20 protein-coding genes are annotated in these 19736 nt (G+C 62.2%); 10 read left to right on the plus strand and 10 right to left on the minus strand.

What is annotated here, in order from left to right:
* Positions 1 to 79 precede the first annotated feature (79 nt).
* On the minus strand, positions 80 to 667 hold the full coding sequence (locus VFB05_RS18085) for an invasion associated locus B family protein (RefSeq protein ID WP_325014512.1): 588 nt from the start codon (positions 665 to 667) through the stop codon (positions 80 to 82).
* 122 nt (positions 668 to 789) lie between these two features.
* Positions 790 to 1635, minus strand: a complete 846-nt coding sequence (locus VFB05_RS18090; protein ID WP_325014513.1) for an SDR family oxidoreductase — start codon at positions 1633 to 1635, stop codon at positions 790 to 792.
* 147 nt (positions 1636 to 1782) lie between these two features.
* Here VFB05_RS18090 and VFB05_RS18095 point away from each other — a divergent pair, with 147 nt between their 5' ends.
* From VFB05_RS18095 to VFB05_RS18105, 3 genes are all read left to right on the plus strand, one after another.
* On the plus strand, positions 1783 to 2757 hold the full coding sequence (locus VFB05_RS18095) for an NADPH:quinone oxidoreductase family protein (RefSeq protein ID WP_325014515.1): 975 nt from the start codon (positions 1783 to 1785) through the stop codon (positions 2755 to 2757).
* Positions 2758 to 3271: 514 nt separating this feature from the next.
* Positions 3272 to 3949: a hypothetical protein gene (locus VFB05_RS18100; RefSeq protein WP_325014517.1), complete on the plus strand. Its 678-nt coding sequence runs from the start codon at positions 3272 to 3274 to the stop codon at positions 3947 to 3949.
* A 25-nt stretch (positions 3950 to 3974) separates the two neighbouring features.
* Positions 3975 to 5156 carry a TAXI family TRAP transporter solute-binding subunit gene (locus tag VFB05_RS18105; protein WP_325014520.1) on the plus strand — a complete coding sequence of 394 codons (1182 nt, stop codon included), beginning with the start codon at positions 3975 to 3977 and terminating at the stop codon, positions 5154 to 5156.
* Positions 5157 to 5240: 84 nt separating this feature from the next.
* Here the strand turns inward: VFB05_RS18105 and VFB05_RS18110 are convergent, their stop codons facing one another.
* Both VFB05_RS18110 and VFB05_RS18115 read right to left on the minus strand, forming a co-directional pair.
* A complete protein-coding gene (locus VFB05_RS18110; RefSeq protein ID WP_325014522.1) occupies positions 5241 to 5615 on the minus strand; it encodes a YkvA family protein in 375 nt (124 codons plus the stop codon).
* Between the two features lie 300 nt (positions 5616 to 5915).
* Positions 5916 to 6224: a 4a-hydroxytetrahydrobiopterin dehydratase gene (locus tag VFB05_RS18115; RefSeq protein WP_325014983.1), complete on the minus strand. Its 309-nt coding sequence runs from the start codon at positions 6222 to 6224 to the stop codon at positions 5916 to 5918.
* A gap of 250 nt (positions 6225 to 6474) precedes the next feature.
* Here VFB05_RS18115 and VFB05_RS18120 point away from each other — a divergent pair, with 250 nt between their 5' ends.
* Together VFB05_RS18120 and VFB05_RS18125 are read left to right on the plus strand one after the other, a co-directional pair.
* Positions 6475 to 7881, plus strand: a complete 1407-nt coding sequence (locus tag VFB05_RS18120; RefSeq protein WP_325014524.1) for a TAXI family TRAP transporter solute-binding subunit — start codon at positions 6475 to 6477, stop codon at positions 7879 to 7881.
* 92 nt (positions 7882 to 7973) lie between these two features.
* On the plus strand, positions 7974 to 8252 hold the full coding sequence (locus VFB05_RS18125; protein WP_325014526.1) for a hypothetical protein: 279 nt from the start codon (positions 7974 to 7976) through the stop codon (positions 8250 to 8252).
* A gap of 61 nt (positions 8253 to 8313) precedes the next feature.
* On the opposite strand, the gene VFB05_RS18130 is transcribed toward VFB05_RS18125, so the two are convergent.
* Positions 8314 to 8892 carry a TIGR00730 family Rossman fold protein gene (locus VFB05_RS18130; protein WP_325014528.1) on the minus strand — a complete coding sequence of 193 codons (579 nt, stop codon included), beginning with the start codon at positions 8890 to 8892 and terminating at the stop codon, positions 8314 to 8316.
* A 120-nt stretch (positions 8893 to 9012) separates the two neighbouring features.
* Here VFB05_RS18130 and VFB05_RS18135 point away from each other — a divergent pair, with 120 nt between their 5' ends.
* Positions 9013 to 10566, plus strand: a complete 1554-nt coding sequence (locus tag VFB05_RS18135) for an alkaline phosphatase D family protein (protein ID WP_325014530.1) — start codon at positions 9013 to 9015, stop codon at positions 10564 to 10566.
* A gap of 173 nt (positions 10567 to 10739) precedes the next feature.
* Here VFB05_RS18135 and VFB05_RS18140 read toward each other — a convergent pair whose 3' ends face one another.
* The gene (locus VFB05_RS18140; RefSeq protein WP_325014985.1) at positions 10740 to 11132 is read right to left on the minus strand and encodes a response regulator; all 393 of its coding nucleotides are present in this window, start codon (positions 11130 to 11132) and stop codon (positions 10740 to 10742) included.
* Positions 11133 to 11334: 202 nt separating this feature from the next.
* On the opposite strand from VFB05_RS18140, the gene VFB05_RS18145 reads away from it, so the two are divergent.
* The 3 genes from VFB05_RS18145 (at position 11335) to VFB05_RS18155 (ending at position 15602) form a co-directional block, all read left to right on the plus strand.
* Positions 11335 to 12090: a Crp/Fnr family transcriptional regulator gene (locus VFB05_RS18145; protein WP_325014532.1), complete on the plus strand. Its 756-nt coding sequence runs from the start codon at positions 11335 to 11337 to the stop codon at positions 12088 to 12090.
* Between the two features lie 248 nt (positions 12091 to 12338).
* Positions 12339 to 14165 (plus strand): translational GTPase TypA, encoded by a 1827-nt coding sequence (gene typA, locus VFB05_RS18150; protein ID WP_325014534.1) that lies wholly within the window; start codon positions 12339 to 12341, stop codon positions 14163 to 14165.
* A 192-nt stretch (positions 14166 to 14357) separates the two neighbouring features.
* Positions 14358 to 15602 carry an NAD(P)/FAD-dependent oxidoreductase gene (locus VFB05_RS18155; RefSeq protein ID WP_325014536.1) on the plus strand — a complete coding sequence of 415 codons (1245 nt, stop codon included), beginning with the start codon at positions 14358 to 14360 and terminating at the stop codon, positions 15600 to 15602.
* 95 nt (positions 15603 to 15697) lie between these two features.
* Here the strand turns inward: VFB05_RS18155 and VFB05_RS18160 are convergent, their stop codons facing one another.
* From VFB05_RS18160 to VFB05_RS18175, 4 genes are all read right to left on the minus strand, one after another.
* Positions 15698 to 16102, minus strand: a complete 405-nt coding sequence (locus tag VFB05_RS18160; RefSeq protein ID WP_325014539.1) for a thiol-disulfide oxidoreductase DCC family protein — start codon at positions 16100 to 16102, stop codon at positions 15698 to 15700.
* A 100-nt stretch (positions 16103 to 16202) separates the two neighbouring features.
* The gene (locus VFB05_RS18165; RefSeq protein WP_325014541.1) at positions 16203 to 17528 is read right to left on the minus strand and encodes an SDR family oxidoreductase; all 1326 of its coding nucleotides are present in this window, start codon (positions 17526 to 17528) and stop codon (positions 16203 to 16205) included.
* A gap of 9 nt (positions 17529 to 17537) precedes the next feature.
* Entirely contained in the window at positions 17538 to 18005 is a 468-nt protein-coding gene (locus VFB05_RS18170; RefSeq protein ID WP_325014543.1) for a DUF2269 domain-containing protein, read from the minus strand.
* Positions 18002 to 18910, minus strand: a complete 909-nt coding sequence (locus tag VFB05_RS18175) for an alpha/beta hydrolase family protein (RefSeq protein WP_325014545.1) — start codon at positions 18908 to 18910, stop codon at positions 18002 to 18004. Before VFB05_RS18175 ends, VFB05_RS18170 begins: the two co-directional genes overlap by 4 nt.
* 260 nt (positions 18911 to 19170) lie before the next feature.
* Between VFB05_RS18175 and VFB05_RS18180 the strand changes: the two genes are divergently transcribed.
* Positions 19171 to 19680, plus strand: coding sequence for a GNAT family N-acetyltransferase (locus tag VFB05_RS18180; RefSeq protein ID WP_298112278.1), 510 nt, complete (start codon positions 19171 to 19173; stop codon positions 19678 to 19680).
* Positions 19681 to 19736: the final 56 nt, after the last annotated feature.

Below are 19736 nucleotides of genomic sequence, written 5' to 3' on the forward strand. Positions count from 1 at the left end.
CGAAATGCGCCTCCTCACCATGAGGAGCGATATCACCCAAATAGGCTTTCTTGGTCCCTCAAACAACGCCATTTTGGCGCTAGCGGCGGCAGTCCTGCGCGACCTTGTCCAGCGCCTGGGAAAGCCCCTTCAGCGAGAACACGTCCGTGGTCTCGGTGCCCTTGGCGGAGGTGCCCTTGACGGTGACGTCGGCAGCCTTGCGCATGGCGTCCACCATCCGCTCTTCCTCTGCCGCGTTCTTGATCCAGAGGCCGTCGCCCTGCGTGTACATCGCGTACGACGCGCCGCCGACCTCGAGCGTCGATTCCGAACCCGGTTTCAGCGCGTAGCCGATCATGATCGAGACTTCGTTGACGACCTTTTCGCCTGGACGCGTCGAGATGAAGGCATAGGCCGGATCACGCGGCCGGTTCGGCGGATTGGTTTTCGAGGAGGACGGCTTTGCCAGCGCAAAGCAGACCTTCTTGCCGTTCGGCGTCGCCATATAGGCGCCCCAAGTGCCGAACTGTCCGATCAGCGTCGGCTCGCTGCCGCCAACCACTGCTGCTTCTGGTTTGGCCGCCGCCGGCTTCACCGCGCCTTTCGAGGCCTGCGCCAGCGCATGGCTAACACCGGCGCAAAAAAGCACCGCCGCAATCGAAGCTGTCAGCATTCCCCGCACGGACATCAGCGAATCTGGTCTCTTATCATTGTGACTGGAAGATGGCCCGGAACCGCACGGTCACGGTGATCCACCGGTGCGATGGATAAAAGGTAAATGCCTGATTGGGAAGGCTTCGGGGTCGAGCCTTAAGTCCGGTCTTTCGACCGCAAAGCCCGCTGCGCTTCCCACTGCGCGTCGGTCCAGCCGAGCAGGTCCTCGGCGCCGGAAGAACGCAAATGCGCGCCGCCATCCTGCACCACCATTTCGCCATTGATGTAGCTGGCAGCATCGGAAATCAGGAAACTGGCGAGATCGGCGAGTTCGGGATGCGTGCCCGTGCGTCCCAGCGGATTGCGCGCGGCCCAGTTCGAATCGCGCCCCGCGGGGCGCAGCTGGCTGGTTGCGCCCGCCGTCGGAAACGCGCCCGGCGCGATCGCCACCGTGCGGATGCCCTTCGGTCCCCACTCGACCGCAAGGCTCCTGGTCATCGCCAGCACGGCCGATTTCGCCATCGCCGACGGCACCGTGAAGGCGCGGCCGGTGATGGTCGAGGTCGAGAGGATGCTGAGCACCACGCCCTTGTGGCGGGCCTCGATCCAGCGTTTGCCTGATTCCAACGTGCAATACATCGCCCCGTGCAGCGTCGGACCGAGGATCGCGTCCGCGGCGCGGAACGACAGTTGCTCTGTCCGCGCGATGAAGGTCGCGGCCGCATTGTTGACGAGGACGTCGAGCGGCGCCTCGCGCCAGATCGATTCCATCATCGCCTCGACCTCAGCGCCGTCGCGAACATCGCACGGGATAGCGCGAACCTTGCTCGCAAACGTTTTGCTGATCGATGCTGCGGCCGCCTCGAGCACATCCGGCCTGCGGCCGCAGATGATCAGCTCGGCGCCCAGTTCGGCGAACCTGTGCCCCATCGCGGCGCCGAGACCGGAGCCGCCGCCGGTGACGAGGATGCGCTTTCCCTTGAGCAATTCCTTTTCAAACATTGTTCTATTCCTCTTCGACGTCATTGCGAGAAGCGTACCGGCGAAGCAATCCAGAGTCCTTAGGCAACAGGTTCTGGATTGCTTCGCTTCGCTCGCGATGACAAGGTTGGCCGCATCAACGCTGCCTTTTGAAACCCGAGTGTGTCCATGAAAGCCATCCTCTGCTCGCAATATTGCGGTCCCGACGACCTCGTGCTGACGGAGGTGCCTGATCCCGTGGCCGCGCCCGGCGAAGCCGTGATCGCGATCAAATCGGCGGCGCTGAATTTCTTCGATCTCTTGATGATCCAGGGCAAGTACCAGATCAAGCCACCCTTCCCCTTCTCGCCTGCGGCGGAAGTCGCCGGCGTAATCGAAAGCGTCGGCAACGGCGTCAGCGACCTCAAGGTCGGTGACCGCGTCATCGCGTCCTGCGGCTATAACGGGGCGCGCGAAAAAATCGCGTTGCCGGCGGCGTCGATCGTCAAGATTCCAGCGGGCCTCGACTTCGACCGCGCCGCCGGCGTCATCATTACCTACGGCACCGCGCTGCATGCGCTGGAAGATCGCGCCAGCCCCAAGCCGGGCGAGACGCTTGCCGTGTTGGGCGCGGCGGGCGGCACGGGACTGGCCGCATGCGAACTCGGCAGGCTGCTTGGACTCAAGGTGATTGCGTGCGCTTCGTCAGAGGAAAAGCTTGAATTCGCCAAGGCGCACGGCGCCGAGCTGGGGCTGAACTACGCCAGCGAAGATCTCAAGGAAGGCTTGCGGAAACTCACTGGCGGAAAAGGCGTCGATATCATCTTCGATCCGGTCGGCAGCGGTTATGCGGAGGCCGCACTTCGCTCGATCGCATGGGAAGGCCGCTTCCTGGTGATCGGCTTTGCGGCCGGCGAGATTCCGAAAATGCCGCTCAACCTCGCGCTGCTGAAAGGCTGCGATATCCGGGGCGTGTTCTGGGGCGCATGGGCAAGGATCAATCCCGACAAGAACCGCGCCAACCTTGAGCGGCTCGTGCAATGGGCGGCGGAAGGCAAGATTTCCTCCCATGTCGACCGCACCTTCCCGCTGGAAGAGACTGCCGACGCACTGAAAGTGCTCGCCGGCCGCAAGGCCATGGGCAAGGTGATCCTGCACCCCTGATAAGTTGTGCCATCCTGTGGCAACTCGCCCGGATTGCCACATCTTTTCCTCATTTAGGCCGCGCCTGAGCCGCGATGCGTTCAATCGCGTGGCACTGAAATGCCTAAATCAAATCACGATATCTCCAAAATCGAGACCTTGAGCGTCGCTTTTTGGTCGGATTCAAAATGCGTTTTACCCTCTCAGTAACGGGCAGGGACCGCTGAACTGACGCCGGCATGCCCGATGTTGCGTAGTAATGGGAGGCATCATCATGGCGCAGGGGAACCGGTATCGTCCGTATGACGCTCCGACTCCGTATGAATCGGATTACCCGTCATACGACGACAACTATGCAGAACCAGTCGATCTCGATTCCATCGGTTCGCAACTAAGGTCACATCATTCTTCGCGTTCGGTTGCAACGCGGGAAGAATTCCTTCCCGACGATTCCGTTCCGCTGTTCTTGTCCGGTGAAGACGAAGATCAACGAACCTCAAAATTCGCGCGCCCGAAGAAAACCGGCTCGCGTTTGTTGAAGGTCGCTGCATTCGCCATTGCTGCGCTGGTCGCCACTTTCGTAGCCGTCAAAAATCCCTTCACTGTCTTTGCGAATGCGACAGCGTCGCTGATGGGCACCTCCGACGTCCGGACGGCCACTGCACCGCCCGCACCGCCGCGTCAGGCCGCCGTCGCGGCTGTGGCCAGCACGCCGACGATGGTCGCAGGCCCGGCCCTGGCAACAGCTACGGCGCCGTCGCGCGATGAAATCGCGCTCGCGTTGAAGACGGCGCATCAGAACCTCGCACCCGCCGACGCGCCGCAGCAACCGACCACCACGGTCGCGACCGCTGCACCGACCGCCACTGTGCCCGTCGCCGCCGCCGTGCCCGCAGCCCCTGCACCCGCCGCCGCTGTTGCAGCGCCGGTCCGACGCCTCGACGCCGACGAACTCGCCAACCTGATGTCGCGCGGCAAGTCGCTGCTCGAGTCCGGCGATATTGCTCCTGCCCGTCTCTTGCTGGAACGGGCCGCGGAGGCCGGCGAGGCCAGCGCCGCTTTGATGGTTGCGCAGACCTACGATCCGGCCGTGCTCGGAACGCAGGATGCCCGCAACATCACTGCGGATCCGGCACAGGCGCGCAGCTGGTACCAGCGCGCCGCCCAGCTTGGCTCGGTTGATGCGCAGCGGCGCCTCAGCCAATTGCAATAATCGTCTTCATTCAGGGGTAGGAAAAATGCGACGTTTGATTGGTATGGCACTCGTTGCCACGATGCTAGCGTTTGGCTTCGCGGCGCGCGCGGCGGAAGAAGGCGCAGTTGACCCCGCCAAGGTGTCCGACAGTCTCAAGGCCATCTTCCAGTTCGGCTCTGCGCAAACCAAGCAAGCGCTGAACCAGAACACTGTCACCCTGATTACCGGCACGATCGGCGGCACCTATGTGCAGATCGGCGCCGACCTCGCCTCCGTGCTCGACGACGGAAACAAGTTGCGCGTACTTCCGATCGTCGGGCGCGGCTCTGTGCAGAGCGTCGCCGACATCCTGTTCCTGCAGGGCGTCGACATCGGCATCGTTCGCGCCGACACGCTCGACTATCTGGAGCACAAGGGTTTTGCGAAGGACATCAAGCGGCAGTTCACCTATGTGACCAAGCTCTACAACGAGGAAATGCAGGTCATCGCGTCCAAGTCCATCAACAGCCTGCATGATCTCGAAGGCAAGACGGTCAGCGTCGACCTGCCGAACGGCTCGACCTTCGTCACCGTCCTGACAGTGGCCGAGCGCATCGGATTGAAGGCGAACTGGGTCTACATCGAGCAGCGTATCGCGATGGAGAAACTGAAGAAGGGCGAAGTGGACGCCGTGATCGTCGTCGGCGGCAAGCCCTACAAGTCGGTTTCGAGTTTTGCCAACGACGGCCGTTTCCATCTCGTGAAGGTGGATTACGAAAAGCCGTTGCAGGGCGACTACCTGCCGGCCACCTTGACCTCGAAGGACTACCCGAACCTGATCGCCGAGGGCGATTCGGTGGACACCATCGCGGTGCCGGCGTTGCTCGCCGCCTACAACTGGGCGCCCAACACCGACCGCTACCGCAAGCTCACGAATTTCGTGGACGCCTTCTTCACCAAATTCCCGCAGTTCCAGCACCCGCCCTTCCATCCGAAGTGGAAAGAGGTTTCGCTGTCTGCGCCGCTCCAGGGCTGGACACGTTTGCCCTACGCCCAACAGTGGCTCGATACGCACGGCATCGAGCCGGTCTCCCGCGGCAAGTTTGACGAATTCCTGAAGCAGAGCTCGGCGGCAGGGAAGACGACATCCGAAGCCGACAAGGAGCAGCTGTTCAGGCAGTTCAAGGCCTGGGAGGCCGAACAGAACAACGCGCGCGCACAGGCGCCGGCGCCGAAGACACGATAACGCTCGACAAGAAGAACAGGGAGAGCGAAGGGGCCCGACGTGATCGTCACGTCGGGCCCCTGGCGTTTAGGCTATCCAGTTCGATCAAACCTCAGGCTCGGCCATTCGCTGCAGCCTGGCGCGCGCGGCCTCGCGATGCTCAAGCGTGATATGCGCCGCCACCAGACGGATCGCTGTGGCAAGCACGGCGGCATCGTCGGTGAAACCGATCACCGGAAGCATGTCCGGGATGAAATCGAACGGCAGAATGAAATAGGCGATGGCCCCTAACAGCGCCGCCTGGACGTGGCGCGGGGTGTTCAGGTCGAACGCGCAGTAATAGGCGCTCAGCAAATCCTCGGCGAAGGGCAGTCTGGCTGCGACGCGCTTGAACTTGCGCCAGAAGCGCTTGCGAACGCTCTGCGGATCCCTGGCGAGGTCATCCGCCGGTCCAAATCCGACCGTATGTTCTGAAATCATCGCCCCCGCTCCCTCCGCGCCGCTCGTAGAGTGGATTTGATATTCGCAATTCTGCAACTGCGAATTCGCAATGCGTCAAAGTCCGCGCTTAGCTGGGGATGTCGCGTCGCCCTTGCAAGATTGAACGCTAGTGTCCGGGTTCTGACATTCATATTATTTCGCGGCGGGCACTGTTACGAATGTCAGAACCAAAGGGACACTAGCCAACTTGTTGATGTAGTGTGGCTTTGACTCTGACGTTCCTTTGAAGAACTCGCCGCGGCACTGAAAGGAACGCCAGAGCCGCCACACTGGCTTTTGTCAGGCGACGCCGAGCTGCGCCGCGATCGCGTTCATCGCCTTGGCAAGATCGACATCGCGCTGGGTCACGCCACCAGCGTCATGGGTCGCGAGGACGACTTCGACGGTCTTGTAGACGTTGCGCCATTCCGGGTGATGGTCGCTTTTCTCGGCGACCAGCGCCGCACGGCTCATGAAGCCGAAGGCCTCGTTGAAGTCCTTGAAGACGAAGGTGCGCGCGATCGCCTCGCGTCCCTCGACCTCGTTCCAGCCCGGCAAGCCCTTCAGCGCCGATTTGCGCGCTTCCGCTGACAATCGTTCCGCCATGATGGCCTCCGTCCCTGACCCGGCTGACTATCTAACACCGATTGCTCCGCCCCGATCCGCCTTTAAAAAGACGCTGTTGAATCAAAGACATGAACCGGTGCGACAGCGTCGCTGCACAGCCATGTTGATATGGCTCAAGGCAGCGCCGGTAACCATGACGGTGATGTAACTCAGGGAAAAGCACCATATTTGTTACACTTCCGGGAGAAACCGGACGAACAACTCTTCATTGGACCTGAGCCTTTCCAGATCAATGGCAAGCGGCACCGAGACAAATCCGGCTGGATCATCGCCGCGTTGGCCGGCAAGGCGAAGCATCGCGCTGGTGGTTCTGGCGGCGATCCTTGCCCTGATCGGTATCTCGGCTGCGGTCTATTACTACGCGGTGCGGCTAGAGCCCCTGCGCATAGCTGTTGGCCCGCCGGGCAGCGACGATCTCAAGGTCGTTCACGGCCTGAGCCAGGCCTTTTCGACATCCCATAGCCAAATTCGCTTGCGGCCGATCCAGACCGACGGCGCGACCGCCAGCGCGCAGATGCTCGCCGAGGGGCGGGCCGATCTTGCGATCATTCGCGGCGACCTGAGCGTGCCGAAAAATGCGCAAGCGGTGGCGACGTTGCGCAAGAATGTCGCAGTGCTGTGGGTGCCTGCTCCCGTCAAGGGCAAGAAGGCAGCCGCGAAGATCAGCAAGATCGGGCAGCTCGCCGGGCGCCGCATCGGCGTCGTTGGCCGCACGCAGGCGAACATCGATCTGCTCAAGGTGATCTTGCAGCAATACGGCATCGACCCAGGCAAGGTCGAGGTCGTCCAGTTCCCGATTCCCGAGGCGGTCGACGCGATCCGCAACCAGAAGGCCGACGCCTATCTCGCCGCAGGGCCGGTCAACAGCAAGATCACGTCAGAGGCGATTGCCGCCTCCACGCATGACGGCAAGGGACCCACTTTCCTCGCGATCGATTCGGCGGAAGCGATCGCGCAAAATCATCCGATGTACGAGGCGTCTGAAATTCCCGCCGGCGCCTTTGGCGGCTCGCCGGATCGACCGGAGGAAGAGGTCAAGACGATCAGCTTCTCGCACCACATCGTTGCGCGAAAGGATCTCTCGGATGCAACGGTGGCCGCCTTCACGCGGCAGCTGTTCGCCATCCGTCAGACGGTCATGAACGAGTTTCCGCTGGCCGCGAAGATCGAGACGCCGGACACCGACAAGGACGCTTTCATCCCGGTGCATCCGGGTGCGGCCGCCTTTGTCGACGGCGAGGAGAAGACATTCCTCGATCGCTACAGCGACTTCATCTGGTGGGGGCTGATGGCGCTGTCGGCAACCGGATCGATCGGCGCGTGGTTCGCCGGCTATCTGAAAAAGGACGAGCGGGGCGACAACTCGACCCTGCGCGAACGGCTGCTCGACATGATCGCCACCGCGCGCCGCAGCGATTCCACCGACGAGCTTGACCGGATGCAGGCTGAGGCCGACGAGATCCTGCGCGACACGCTGCAAGGTTTCGAGCATGGCGCGATCGAGGAAGGCGCGCTCACCTCCTTCAACATTGCGCTGACGCAATTCCATCACGCGGTCGCCGATCGGCGCAGCTTGCTCATGAACCTGTCGCAAAACCTGCAACGGGCAGGCTCGGCGCTGCGGGTGACCGGAACCTGACCCGCTGTTCATCACGCCAAGGTGTGCGACTGGCCGGAACCGAGCGCCGCGGGGCAAGGTTTGTTCCTCATGTGTAAAATGAGGAGACCATCATGCGATTTGCCTTTGTGATTCCCGCCTTGTTAGCGGCCTTGGCGGTCTTCGCCGCGGCCACCCCGGCCTCCGCTCAATACGCTCCGGTCTACGGTCCCGGCTATTCTTACGGGCCCACCTATTACGGCCCTGCCTACCCGACGAGAGTGTATGGCGGGCCCTATTATCGGGGGCCCGTGATCGGGCCGCCGTTCTACGGCGACGGCTGGGTCCCGGAGCCGATCTTCGATCATTCGAGAACCGGCGGCATCGACCCGAACATCCGCCCGGCGAACTGAGCTCAAAGGTCAATCTTCGACTGACGTCAGTCGGCAGGTCGCGCAGACCTGCCGATTTGCGTTACAACCACTTCGGTACGCTGGTCGGTACGAAGTTGCGCAATTGCTCGATCAACGCGGCGGGATCGGGGTCGACGCAGATCGAATGCCGATGCTCGGGCGGCAGGAACTTGCGAACCACCATGTGATCGATGAAGGCCAGAAACGGCCGGTAGAAGTCGGAGACGTTCAAGAGGCCGACCGGTTTGTCGATCTCCCCAAGCTGGTTCATCGTCCAGGCCTCCATCATCTCTTCCATTGTGCCGATGCCGCCGGGCATCGCGATGAAGGCCTGGGCGAGCTCGACCATGCGCTGCTTGCGGAGCCGCAAGGACGCGACGATCTCGCTGTGCTGGAGATTCGGATGGGCATGGCCGCGCTGCCGCAGTTTCTCAGTGATCACGCCATGCGCGCTGCCGCCGGCGCTGATCAGCGCGTCAGCAACAACACCCATCAGCCCCTTCGTCGTGCCGCCATAGACCAGCGTGATCCCCGCGTCGGCCAGCGCCTTGCCCAGCCGCCGCGCGCCATCCGCATAGGCGTCGGAATCGCCGAAATTCGAGCCGCAGAAGACCGCGATACTGGAGATGGAACGAGGCATGGCGCTATCGTGGCAACGTGAAATGCCTACTATACAGAGAGGCTCGTCTGGGCAGCAATTGCATCGTCACATTTTCCTCGTAAGTTTTGCCGGCCATCATGGGATGGCGCGAAGGTCCGCATGAAAAGCAGATTTGCGCGGGGCATCTCCCGCCGACACTTCATCGGCACTGGCGCCGGCGCAGCAGTGCTGGTCGCGATGCCATATCTGTCGCGCGCCGCAGATCGGCCGTCCGTGAGTCACGGCGTGCAGTCCGGCGATGTCGCGACCGACGGCGGCGTGGTGTGGGCGCGTGCCGATCGCCCTTCGCAGATGCTGGTGGAAGTTTCGACCACCGAGTCCTTCAAGGATGCGCGTGCGCTGCCGCCAATCGCAGCCCTGCCGGAAACTGATTTCACGGCCAAGATGCTGCTCGAGAACCTTCCCGCAGGGCAGAACATTTTCTACCGCATCAAATTCCGCGATCTCTCGCATCCCGACATATCGGGCGAGGTGGTGACCGGCCGTTTCCGCACCGCGCCCGCCGATCGTCGTGACATCAGCTTCGTGTGGGGCGGCGACGTCGCGGGCCAGGGCTGGGGCATCAATCCTGACGATGGCGGCATGGTGAGTTTTGCAGCCATGCACACGCATCGCCCGGATTTTTTCATTCATTCCGGCGACACCATCTATGCCGACGGCATCTTTGCTCCGGAGGTCAAGCTCGCAAGCGGCAAGGTTTGGAAGAACCTGATGATCCCCGAGAAGACCAAGGTCGCCGAGACAACGGACGAATTTCGCGCCGCGCACAAATATAATTTCCTCGACGACAATGTGCGCGCCTTCAACGCCGAGGTGCCTATCTTCGCGCAATGGGACGACCACGAGGTCGTCAACAACTGGTCGGCGTCGAAGCAGCTTCCTGCCGCATACAAGGTGCGGGACATCAATGTTTTGGCGGCGCGCGCCTCGCGAGCCTTCCATGAGATGTATCCCTTGCGCGAAAGCATCGTTGAGCCCGGCCGCGTTTATCGCGCCATCAACTATGGTCCGCATCTCGACGTCTTCATGCTGGATGAGCGCAGCTATCGCGGGCCCAACGGTCCGAACCTGCAGAAGACATATGGCCCCGACGCCTATTTCCTTGGGCCCGATCAACTGGCTTGGCTCAAGCGCGGATTGGCCAACTCAAAGGCCACCTGGAAGGTGATCGCCTCCGACATGCCGCTCTCGCTCATCGTCTACGACGACTACGCCAACAAGAAAGGCTCCGAAGCCTTTGCGCAAGGTGACGGCCCGCCGCGCGGACGCGAACTCGAAATCGCCGATCTCTTGCGTTTCATCCGCGACAAGGGCGTCGCCAACACGGTGTGGCTGACGGCGGACGTGCACTACGCGGCGGCGCACTTCTACGATCCAAATCGCGCGCAGTTCCAGGAATTCCTGCCGTTCTGGGAATTTGTCGCAGGCCCCCTGCATGCCGGAACGGGGTCGCAGAACGAACTCGATAATACGTTCGGCCCCGAGGTGAGATTTTCCAAACCGGCGCCGGCAGGCGCGATCCTGTCACCTTCGGATGGCTATCAGTTCTTCGGCCATGTCAAGATCGAGGGCGCGACCGGGCAAATGACCGTGACTTTGCGTGACCGCAACGACGTCGCGCTGTGGTCGACGACGCTAGTGCCGTCCAATTGAAGTTCCTGCGCCACAAGCCGCAAATTCCGTTCAGGAACTCCAAATGGGAAACGGCACCAGAGTAATAAATTTGCTAGTGCCCATGACTTTCTGAAGTTCGTGAAAGGTGGCTGCTGAGAGGTCGCACGAACTTCGGAAAGTGGGCACTAGACCCCAAATCGATCTGATTGCCGTCAGCGTGACGTGCGGCTGGCCATCGCGTGCTTCAGCGCTGCCTGAAGCGCATTGGTGGTGCAAGGCTTCGGCAATCTCGGTCTTTGTGCAAAGGCGCCGGTAAGCGCTGCCGCGCAGTCGTATCCGGAGACAAACGCGAAGGGAACGCCGAGCACATCGAGCCGCTCGGCGACAGCAAAGCTGTTCTCGTGGACGAGACCGATATCGAGCAGCGCGAAATCCGGTGTCCGCTCCTCGATGAGGGCAAGCGCGCGCGTCACCGAGCCGGCAGTGCGCACCGTCCTGACGCCGAAGCCGAGAATGGTGTCCTCGAAATCCAGGGCGATGATCGGGTCGTCCTCGATCACGAGGACATCTTCCGGCAGCAGCCCATGGCTCAACACGTCCATCATCGTGGCCACGAAGGTTCCAGCAAGGGGCATGAGTTAAGGCAGAACTGTCCTGCCGCACGCGCATTGTTGAGGCAGCCCCCTGTCCCCTGCATGAAACCACCATATCGGGCGGTCGTTGTCTGTGCACTTGTGGACGGAACCTGGAAACGCCCACGACTATTGTGAGCCTCGCGAGGAAAACGAACGAGGGCAAGCAGGCACGATGAGTTCACAGGGAAGACCAGACCGGAACGGCGAACGGCCCCACAACAACCTGTTGCGGCGGCTGAACGAGGCCGACTTCGCACTGATCGCGCCGCATCTGACGCAGGGCGAATCCGCCTCCGACGATCTGCTCTATGATCCCGGAGACGATGTCGACACCGTGCACTTCCCCTGCGGAGCCAGCCTTGCGTCCTATCTCGTGCCGAACGAGGACGGCCGCGACGTGGAGACGATCCTGGTTGGACGCGAGGGCGCGGTCGGCGGCATCGTCAGCCTCGGTTATCTGCCGGCCTATACCCGCATCACCGTGAAATTCGGCGGGCTTTTTGTGCATTTGCCGATCGCGAAACTCGAACAGGCCAAGACCATTTCCGTCTCGCTGCGCAATGTGTTTGCCCGTTATGCCGACTGCCTGCTGGCGCAGATGTTTCAATCGACCGCCTGCAATGCGATCCACTCCATCGAGCAGCGCACGGCGAAGTGGATCATTTCGGCGATGGAGCGCACCGACGGCAACAACATCGTGCCGCTGACCCACGAACAGCTTTCGACGCTGCTCGGCGTCGGCCGCAGCTATGCCAGCCGGGTGATCCAGACCTTCAAGGCGGAGGGACTGGTGGAAACCCGCCGCGGCTCCCTGGTGGTCCGCGATCCCGACGGCCTGAGGTCGCGGGCCTGCCAGTGTAACGAATCCGTCAAAAACCACTTCGAAGAGGTGCTGCGGGGGGTCTACCCGACCGAGGCTGGGCCGTAACGGCGACAACCCGGTATTTTTCGGGCTTCTCCGTTAGCCAAAATGGCAAACAAGTCATTGTTTTTTGACCTTTCCTGACTATATTGCGCCGCAGTAAAGGTGTGCCCGGTCCTTCTGGCCGGGCTTCCTTTTTGGGTGTTCAGTACCCAACCAAAAATCCAGGGTTTTCAGCGTGATCCCGAAAGAGCGGGTCCCGGTTTTCCGGTGAGATCGCGCCTCTCTCATTGCCTGACGCAGATAGAGCCAACATGAAGCTTCGTAACGTCGCCATCATCGCCCACGTCGACCACGGCAAGACCACGCTGGTCGATCGCCTGCTGCAACAGTCCGGCACCTTCCGCGAAAATCAGAAGGTCGCCGAGCGCGCCATGGACTCCAACGATCTGGAGCGCGAGCGCGGCATCACGATCCTGGCCAAAGCGGCGTCGGTGCAGTGGAAGGACACCCGCATCAACATCGTCGACACGCCCGGCCACGCCGATTTCGGCGGTGAGGTCGAGCGCATCCTCAACATGGTGGACGGCGCGCTGGTCTTGGTCGACGCCGCCGAAGGCCCGCTGCCGCAGACCAAGTTCGTGGTCTCGAAGGCGCTGAAAGTCGGCCTCAAGCCGATCGTCGTCATCAACAAGGTCGACCGCCCTGACGCGCGGCCGACTGAAGTGATCAATGAGGTGTTCGATCTGTTCGCCGCGCTCGATGCCAGCGAAGAGCAGCTCGATTTTCCCATTCTCTACGGTTCGGCCAAGCAGGGCTGGATGGCGGAAAGCCCGGAAGGCCCCAAGGACAAGGGCATGCAGCCGCTGTTCGACCTGATCGAGCGCCACGTCGCGCCGCCCTCCGTCGAAGAGGGGCCGTTCCGCATGATCGGCACCATTCTCGAAGCCAATCCCTATCTCGGCCGCATCATCACAGGCCGCATCACCTCAGGCTCGATCAAGCCGAACCAGGCGGTGAAGGTACTGTCCGCCGACGGCAAGCTGATCGAGCAGGGACGCCTCACCAAGATTCTCGCCTTCCGTGGCATCGAGCGCACGCCGCTGGACGAAGCCGAAGCCGGCGACATCGTCGCCATTGCCGGCCTCACCAAGGGCACGGTGGCCGACACCTTCTGCGATCCCAGCGTCGAAACGCCGTTGCCGGCGCAGCCGATCGATCCGCCGACCGTGTCGATGTCGTTCATCGTCAACAATTCGCCGCTTGCCGGCACCGAAGGCGACAAGGTGACGAGCCGCATGATCCGCGACCGCTTGCTGCGCGAGGCCGAGGGTAATGTCGCGCTGCGCGTGACTGAGGCCGACGACAAGGATTCCATGGAAGTCTCGGGCCGCGGGGAATTGCAGCTCGCGATCCTGATCGAGACCATGCGCCGCGAGGGCTTCGAGCTGTCGGTGTCGCGCCCGCGCGTCGTCTTGAGGAAAGACGAGACATCAGGCGAGTGGCAGGAGCCGATCGAGGAAGTCGTGATCGACGTCGACGAGGAGCATTCCGGCGTCGTCGTGCAGAAGATGAGCGAGCGCAAGGCCGAGATGATCGAGATGCGCCCCTCCGGCGGCAATCGCCTGCGGCTGGTGTTCTACGCGCCGACCCGCGGCCTGATCGGTTATCAGGGCGAACTTCTCACCGACACCCGCGGCACCGCGATCATGAACCGCCTGTTCCACGGCTATGCGACCTACAAGGGCGAGATCCAGGGCCGCCGCAACGGCGTCCTGATTTCCAACGACCAGGGCGAAGCGGTCGCCTATGCGATGTTCAAGCTGGAGGACCGCGGCCCGATGATGATCGAGCCGGGCTGGAAGGTCTATCGCGGCATGATCGTCGGCGAGCACACCCGCGACAACGACCTCGAAATCAACGTGCTCAAGGGCAAGCAGCTCACCAACATCCGTACCACGTCGAAGGACGAAGCGGTGCGCCTGACGCCGCCGATCAAGATGACCTTGGAAAAGGCGCTGGCCTATATCGAAGACGACGAGCTGGTCGAGGTGACGCCGAAGTCGGTCCGCCTGCGCAAGAAGTTCCTCGATCCGAACGATCGCAAGCGCGCCGAAAAAGCCAAGCAGGCGGTGGCGTAAGCAGGTCTGGTGCCCCGGATGCTGCGCAGCGCGACAGCGATGCGCTGCTGATCCGGGGTGCAATCGCATCCGCGCAGTGTAGGTCCCGGCTTTACGCAGCGGCGTTACACGCCGCAGCGTGTCCGGACGCGATGGGTGCCATACGCATCGACTGTCTTTAGCACCCATAGCGAACGTGCTAGAGCCTGACGCATGTCCCTCCCCTCCTCCATCGACGTCGCGGTGATCGGCGCAGGCGCCGCGGGCCTTGGCGCCGCGCATGCGCTCAAGCGCGCCGGTCTCTCGTCCGTCGTGCTGGAAGCGCGGAATCGCGTCGGCGGCCGCGGCCACACCATCATGGCCGCGCCTGATGTGACCTTCGATCTCGGCTGCGGCTGGTTGCACTCGGCCGATCACAATGCCTTTGTGAAAATCGCTGAAACGCTTGATTTCGAGATCGACAGAAAACTGCCGCCATGGCGCGAGCGCGCCTGGGGCAAATCGTTTCCGCCGGAGGAGCGCGCCGATTTCATCCGTTCGCTCGATGAATTCTTCGAGCGTTTGGAAGAAGCCGCGAAAGGCGGCGTCGACCATCCCGCCAATCTTTATCTGCAAGCCGGCAATCGCTGGAATCCGATGATCGACGCGATCTCGAGCTACATCAACGGCTGCGAGACCGACCGTCTGTCGATTCTCGACTTCGACGCCTATGAAGACACCAACCTCAATTGGCGGGTGCGGCGCGGCTATGGCGCGCTGATGCAGGCTTACGGCGCTGCGCTGCCGATCGCATTCAATTGCGCGGTGACGCTGATCGACCACTCCGCAAAGCGCCTGCGCATCGAAACATCACAAGGCACGCTGTCAGCCGACAAGGTCATCATCACCGTGCCGACCAATTTGATTGCCGAGGGCGCGATCCGCTTTGTCCCGGCGCTGCCGGACAAAGTCGATGCGGCATCGAAGCTGCCGCTGGGGCTCGCCGACAAGGTGATGCTGGCGCTCGACGAACCCGAACTGCTGCCGGTCGACGGAAACCTGCGCGGCGCGACCATGCGCAGCGAGATGGGGACGTATCACCTGCGGCCGTTCGGGCAGCCGTGCATCGAAGGCTTTTTCGGCGGCCGCTTCGCGCAGGCGCTGGAAGATGCCGGCGACGGCGCGATCGCGGCGCAGGCGATCGACGAGATCGTCTCGTTTGTCGGCAACGATTTCCGCCGCAAGCTGAAGCCGCTGACGGAGTCGCGCTGGGCGCACGACCCCTTCGCCCGCGGCTCCTACTCGCACGCCCTGCCGGACCATGCGAGCAAACGCGCGGTGCTCGCCGCGCCCGTCGATAACAGACTGTTCTTTGCCGGCGAGGCCACGTCGCCGAACTTCTTCTCCACCGCCCACGGCGCCCATGATTCGGGGGAACGGGCGGTGCGGGAGGTCATAGCCGCTACACTCGGCAAGTAACTTCGTCATTGCGAGGAGCATTTGCGACGAAGCAATCCAGGCGCCGCACTTATGATTCTGGATTGCTTCGCTTCGCTCGCAATGACGGCGGACGCTTATTCCAACACTCTGGCCCGCATGTCGGCATCCGGTACAAAGCACGCGTCATACTTGCCGAAAATCTTGTAGCGGTTTTGCGCAACGACATTATAGATCGCGTTGCGCAGCGGCGCCGGCACCGCGAAAAATACCCGCGTCCACTGATAACCCGGCAGGTTCGAAAGCACCGTCAACGCCGCATCCGATTTAAAAAATGCAACGCCGCCGTGGATGACGGCGTTGGTGTCGGGGTCCATGGGATCGATGCCGAAGGCCCGCGCCAGCCGCGCGCCGTACTTCGACTGGATGGCTGTAAAGCGAAAGCGCTTGTCGCGATCGCGCGTTGCGATGAAACGGATCCAACGCGAACAGAACACGCAGACGCCGTCATAGAGGATCACATCGTCGTCGGACCAGCTCACTTCGTTCGCCTCTATCTTTGACGCGTTTTCTTCACGCGAACCGGTTCCCACCCCCGGATCAAGTCCGAGGGCATGCTTCGCTTGAAAACGCGATGGAGCATTATCTGTTATCCAGCATCGCGAGCGCGACCAGCATCAGCACGATCGCAGGCCCCGTCTTGACCAGCGCGCCGAGCGGCTCGATCCAGAGATCGGGGGTGAGGATCGCAGCGCCAAGCATATAGCCGAGCGAGGCCAGAATTCCCCAGACCAATCCGATAGCGCAGGTGCGTCGAAAGGCGATCAGCACGCCGATCGTCATGTCCATCAGACTGGTCGAAACCGTGATCGGTGCAACCAGCGCCGGCGGGAAATGGTGCGAACGCAGGATGCCGGCTGCGGCGTCATAGGAAACGAACAACGCGATGAAGCCGGAAATGCTCCAGAACACGACAAGGCTCGCGATGATCAAAGCCTTGCTCAAGTAAAGCCGCGCAAACCATTTGTCCTGAATGGTGGCAGCTCGCCGTACGGCATCGGCCAATTCGACCGGCGCGATTCCGCTTGCGCTCATCCATGCCGCGGGATCGCCGGTCACGCCGCGGCGCAATTCGATCATTGCTGTGGAACGCATCGGCGACTGCCAGCCAAGCCAGCTTGCGAGATCGGCCAGCTTCACACCGATATCGAGCAGGAACGAAGGCAAGCGAATGCGCGGCCAGTCATCCGTGCCGAACGAGCGGCGAAATGCCCCGATGACATCGCCCAAAGTCACCGGCTGCTTCTGCATTAGGTCCCAAGTCACCGAATTTGTGACGGCATTTGCCGCCGCGTCGCCGGTGTCGCGCGAGGCGAGCCACGCAATGGTGGCGGAAATATCTTCCACCGCGACCGGCTGAAACGACACCAGCGCGTCGGCCACTGAGAGCCTGATCGGCAGCGCGGCGAGCGCGCGCACCATGGCGCTGCCGCCATAAGCGGCCGGCGCGATCACGAAGCCGGGCCGCAAGATCGCGTATGGGATGTGTGATGCTTCGATCATCCGTTCCGCCTCGCGCTTGGTGAGGCTGAAGGCCGTGCGGTCGTCCTTGATCGCCCCCGGAATCGAAATGTGAACGAGGCGGATCGTTCGGCCGGACGTTTTGATTGCATCCAGCAGCCGCGAAACGAAATCGCGATGCACGGCGGCGGTGTCGCTGCCGGGACCATCCTGCAAGACGCCGAGACAATTGACGACGACGTCGATTGCGCGATCGCGCAGCAGGCTTGCGAGCGCTACCGCATCCATCGCCATGATCGGCATCTCCAGATCGAGCGCACTCTTGGCCTGACCCGCCGAAAATTTTCGTGCCAACCCGACGGTTTGAAAGCCCTTGGCTCGCAAATCATCAGTCAGGAACCGGCCGATCAAGCCGGAAGCGCCGACGACCAGGATTTTGCGTGACATGCCTCGACCTCAAACGGGTTTTGCGATCATCAGCCAGAGGATGATCATCACCGAACCGAAGCCGGGAACGCCAAAGGCGAACCAGCGGCGGAAAAGCGCAAAGTAGCGCGGCGGCAGCGGCTCGCGCTTCGAAGCTGCGGTTCGCGCCAGGTTGCGCATCTCGATCTGCATGAACACGACCGGAATCCAGAACGCGCCGGCCACGGCATAGAGAGCGAGCGAAACCATCAGCCAGCGCTCGGTGAAATTGGTCGCGGACATCATCATCAAGAGTCCGCCGCTGATCGGCTGCAGGATCACCGCCGTCAGCGTGAAGATCATGTCGGCGATGACGACGACCGCAGCCGTGCGCGCGATAAAAGCGGCATCGCGGCTCTGATGCGCCATCAGCATAAAAAACGCGATGCCGCTGCCGGTGCCCAAAATGACGATCGCGCCGAGCACGTGCAGATATTTGACCGCGAAATAGACTGTCACGGCTTCTTCGCCCGCGCGACGGGCTGAAGCGTCGCGCCCTTCAGAGCACGATCGAGTTCGCCGGCGAGAGCCTTCACGCCATTCTCCGTCTCGGCCATCCAGTGGCCTTCACTTTCGTAAGCCGGCAGCACACGGAAATCGACCTTGTCGCCGCCAGCGCGGAAGGCATCCGCAAGCTTCTTGGAAAAATCCGGCGCGAAATAGCCGTCATTGGCGGCAACGAACCACCAGACGGGAACGCGCGCGCCATGGCCGAATTCGCTTGCCGCCGTGAGCAGTGTGTTCGGGGCGCAAATCTGGCCCGGAATGCCGTTGGGCTGGCCGCCGCGGCCGGGCGCAAAGACGATGACGGCCGAAACCTCGGCCGGATCGGCGCCCGCGAGCGCCAGCGCGCCCCATCCCCCGGCCGAATGCCCGATGATGACCGTGCCGTCGCGGCGAATGAAGGATTGCCCGCGCAGGTACGTCGTGGCGCGCGCGATTTCCTCGGCGGTGGCGCGGCCCGAGCGGACGTAATCCGCCCCGTCGCAGCCATCCTGGTCTTCGAGATATTTACCGCCGGTTGCGCCGTGGCCCGGGCGCTCCGGCACCAGCACGGCAAAACCCCGCGCGACGAGCAGAGCTGCCAGCGGCCGGTATTGCGGCTGCGGCATCATCGCGCGGAGCAGCGTATTCTGAGTTGATGCGTGAGCAATCACCGCCAGCCGGAACGGGCCGTCGCCTGAGGGGCGAAACAGAACCGCGTGCGAAGCAGTGTTCGAATCGGGCGACGGCACCAGCCAGGCCTGCATGCGATTCGGCTCGGCTTCCGCGCCTTGCGGGCCGAACCTGTCCTGCGCGGCTCCGACCTGCGGCCACAGCGCGATCAGCAGAAACGGCACAAAAAGCGCCCGACTCAAAGCCATCCGCACCCTCGGGGCCGCGCCGCAAAATGGATATCCGCGCGGTTGCTCACGGCGAATCAAATCCTGCGCCTTGTTCTGTGATCTCGAAGGTTAAGAACCTTGAGCCTAGGCGTCCATTCCGCAATATCCCACCTCAAATACTCCCTGGCTGTCCATTTTCGGCACAAAACCGCACGCCGACTGATGCAGAAAATCCACAGGTTAACCGATAATTAACGATAGACCTTGAAGGGAGGCCGCCGACTTGCTTTGATCGGGTCATGAGCACAACCCTGATCGAGGTCCGACCGGCCAAAGCTGCTGACGCGGCTGCGGTGGCTTCCACACACGACGAAGCATGGCGCGCGGCCTATCAGGGCATCATTCCCGGCGCCGAACTGGAAAAGCTGATTAACCGTCGCGGCCCGCAATGGTGGGATTCGGCGATCCGCAAAGGCAGCCGCGTCAGCGTGCTGGTGTTTGGCGACAAGGTCGCGGGCTACGCCAATTACGGACGCAACCGGGCACGCAGCCTGCATTTCGAAGGCGAGATTTACGAGCTTTATCTCCGCCCCGAATTCCAGGGCCTCGGCTTCGGCCGCCGCCTGTTTTCAGCGGCCCGGCGCGATCTCATGCAGAGCGGCCTCAAGAGCATGGTGATCTGGGCGCTGTCCGACAACGAGCCGGCGACGGAATTCTATCGCGCGCTGGGCGGCCGCATGGTAGCGCGTTCCTCGGAGAAGTTCGGGCCCAAGTCGCTCGACAAGGTCGCCTTCGCCTGGACGAACTGAACTCCATTCCATTGAGCCTCGTATCCGAACGGTCTTAGGCCGTGCGCGTTAGGCTT

It is taken from the genome of Bradyrhizobium sp. (genome assembly GCF_035652035.1).
Taxonomy (GTDB): domain Bacteria; phylum Pseudomonadota; class Alphaproteobacteria; order Rhizobiales; family Xanthobacteraceae; genus Bradyrhizobium.

Bases quoted from the DNA above. Each gene is read 5' to 3' on its own strand.
- VFB05_RS18105 (WP_325014520.1), top strand. From the start codon at position 3,975: ATGCGACGTTTGATTGGTATGGCACTCGTTGCCACGATGCTAGCGTTT.
- VFB05_RS18095 (WP_325014515.1), top strand. From the start codon at position 1,783: ATGAAAGCCATCCTCTGCTCGCAATATTGCGGTCCCGACGACCTCGTG.
- VFB05_RS18140 (WP_325014985.1), bottom strand. From the start codon at position 11,132: ATGATGGACGTGTTGAGCCATGGGCTGCTGCCGGAAGATGTCCTCGTG.
- VFB05_RS18155 (WP_325014536.1), top strand. From the start codon at position 14,358: ATGTCCCTCCCCTCCTCCATCGACGTCGCGGTGATCGGCGCAGGCGCC.
- VFB05_RS18125 (WP_325014526.1), top strand. From the start codon at position 7,974: ATGCGATTTGCCTTTGTGATTCCCGCCTTGTTAGCGGCCTTGGCGGTC.
- VFB05_RS18145 (WP_325014532.1), top strand. From the start codon at position 11,335: ATGAGTTCACAGGGAAGACCAGACCGGAACGGCGAACGGCCCCACAAC.
- VFB05_RS18090 (WP_325014513.1), bottom strand. From the start codon at position 1,635: ATGTTTGAAAAGGAATTGCTCAAGGGAAAGCGCATCCTCGTCACCGGC.
- typA (WP_325014534.1), top strand. From the start codon at position 12,339: ATGAAGCTTCGTAACGTCGCCATCATCGCCCACGTCGACCACGGCAAG.
- VFB05_RS18175 (WP_325014545.1), bottom strand. From the start codon at position 18,910: ATGGCTTTGAGTCGGGCGCTTTTTGTGCCGTTTCTGCTGATCGCGCTG.
- VFB05_RS18165 (WP_325014541.1), bottom strand. From the start codon at position 17,528: ATGTCACGCAAAATCCTGGTCGTCGGCGCTTCCGGCTTGATCGGCCGG.
- VFB05_RS18130 (WP_325014528.1), bottom strand. From the start codon at position 8,892: ATGCCTCGTTCCATCTCCAGTATCGCGGTCTTCTGCGGCTCGAATTTC.
- VFB05_RS18085 (WP_325014512.1), bottom strand. From the start codon at position 667: ATGTCCGTGCGGGGAATGCTGACAGCTTCGATTGCGGCGGTGCTTTTT.
- VFB05_RS18135 (WP_325014530.1), top strand. From the start codon at position 9,013: ATGAAAAGCAGATTTGCGCGGGGCATCTCCCGCCGACACTTCATCGGC.
- VFB05_RS18110 (WP_325014522.1), bottom strand. From the start codon at position 5,615: ATGATTTCAGAACATACGGTCGGATTTGGACCGGCGGATGACCTCGCC.
- VFB05_RS18120 (WP_325014524.1), top strand. From the start codon at position 6,475: ATGGCAAGCGGCACCGAGACAAATCCGGCTGGATCATCGCCGCGTTGG.
- VFB05_RS18180 (WP_298112278.1), top strand. From the start codon at position 19,171: ATGAGCACAACCCTGATCGAGGTCCGACCGGCCAAAGCTGCTGACGCG.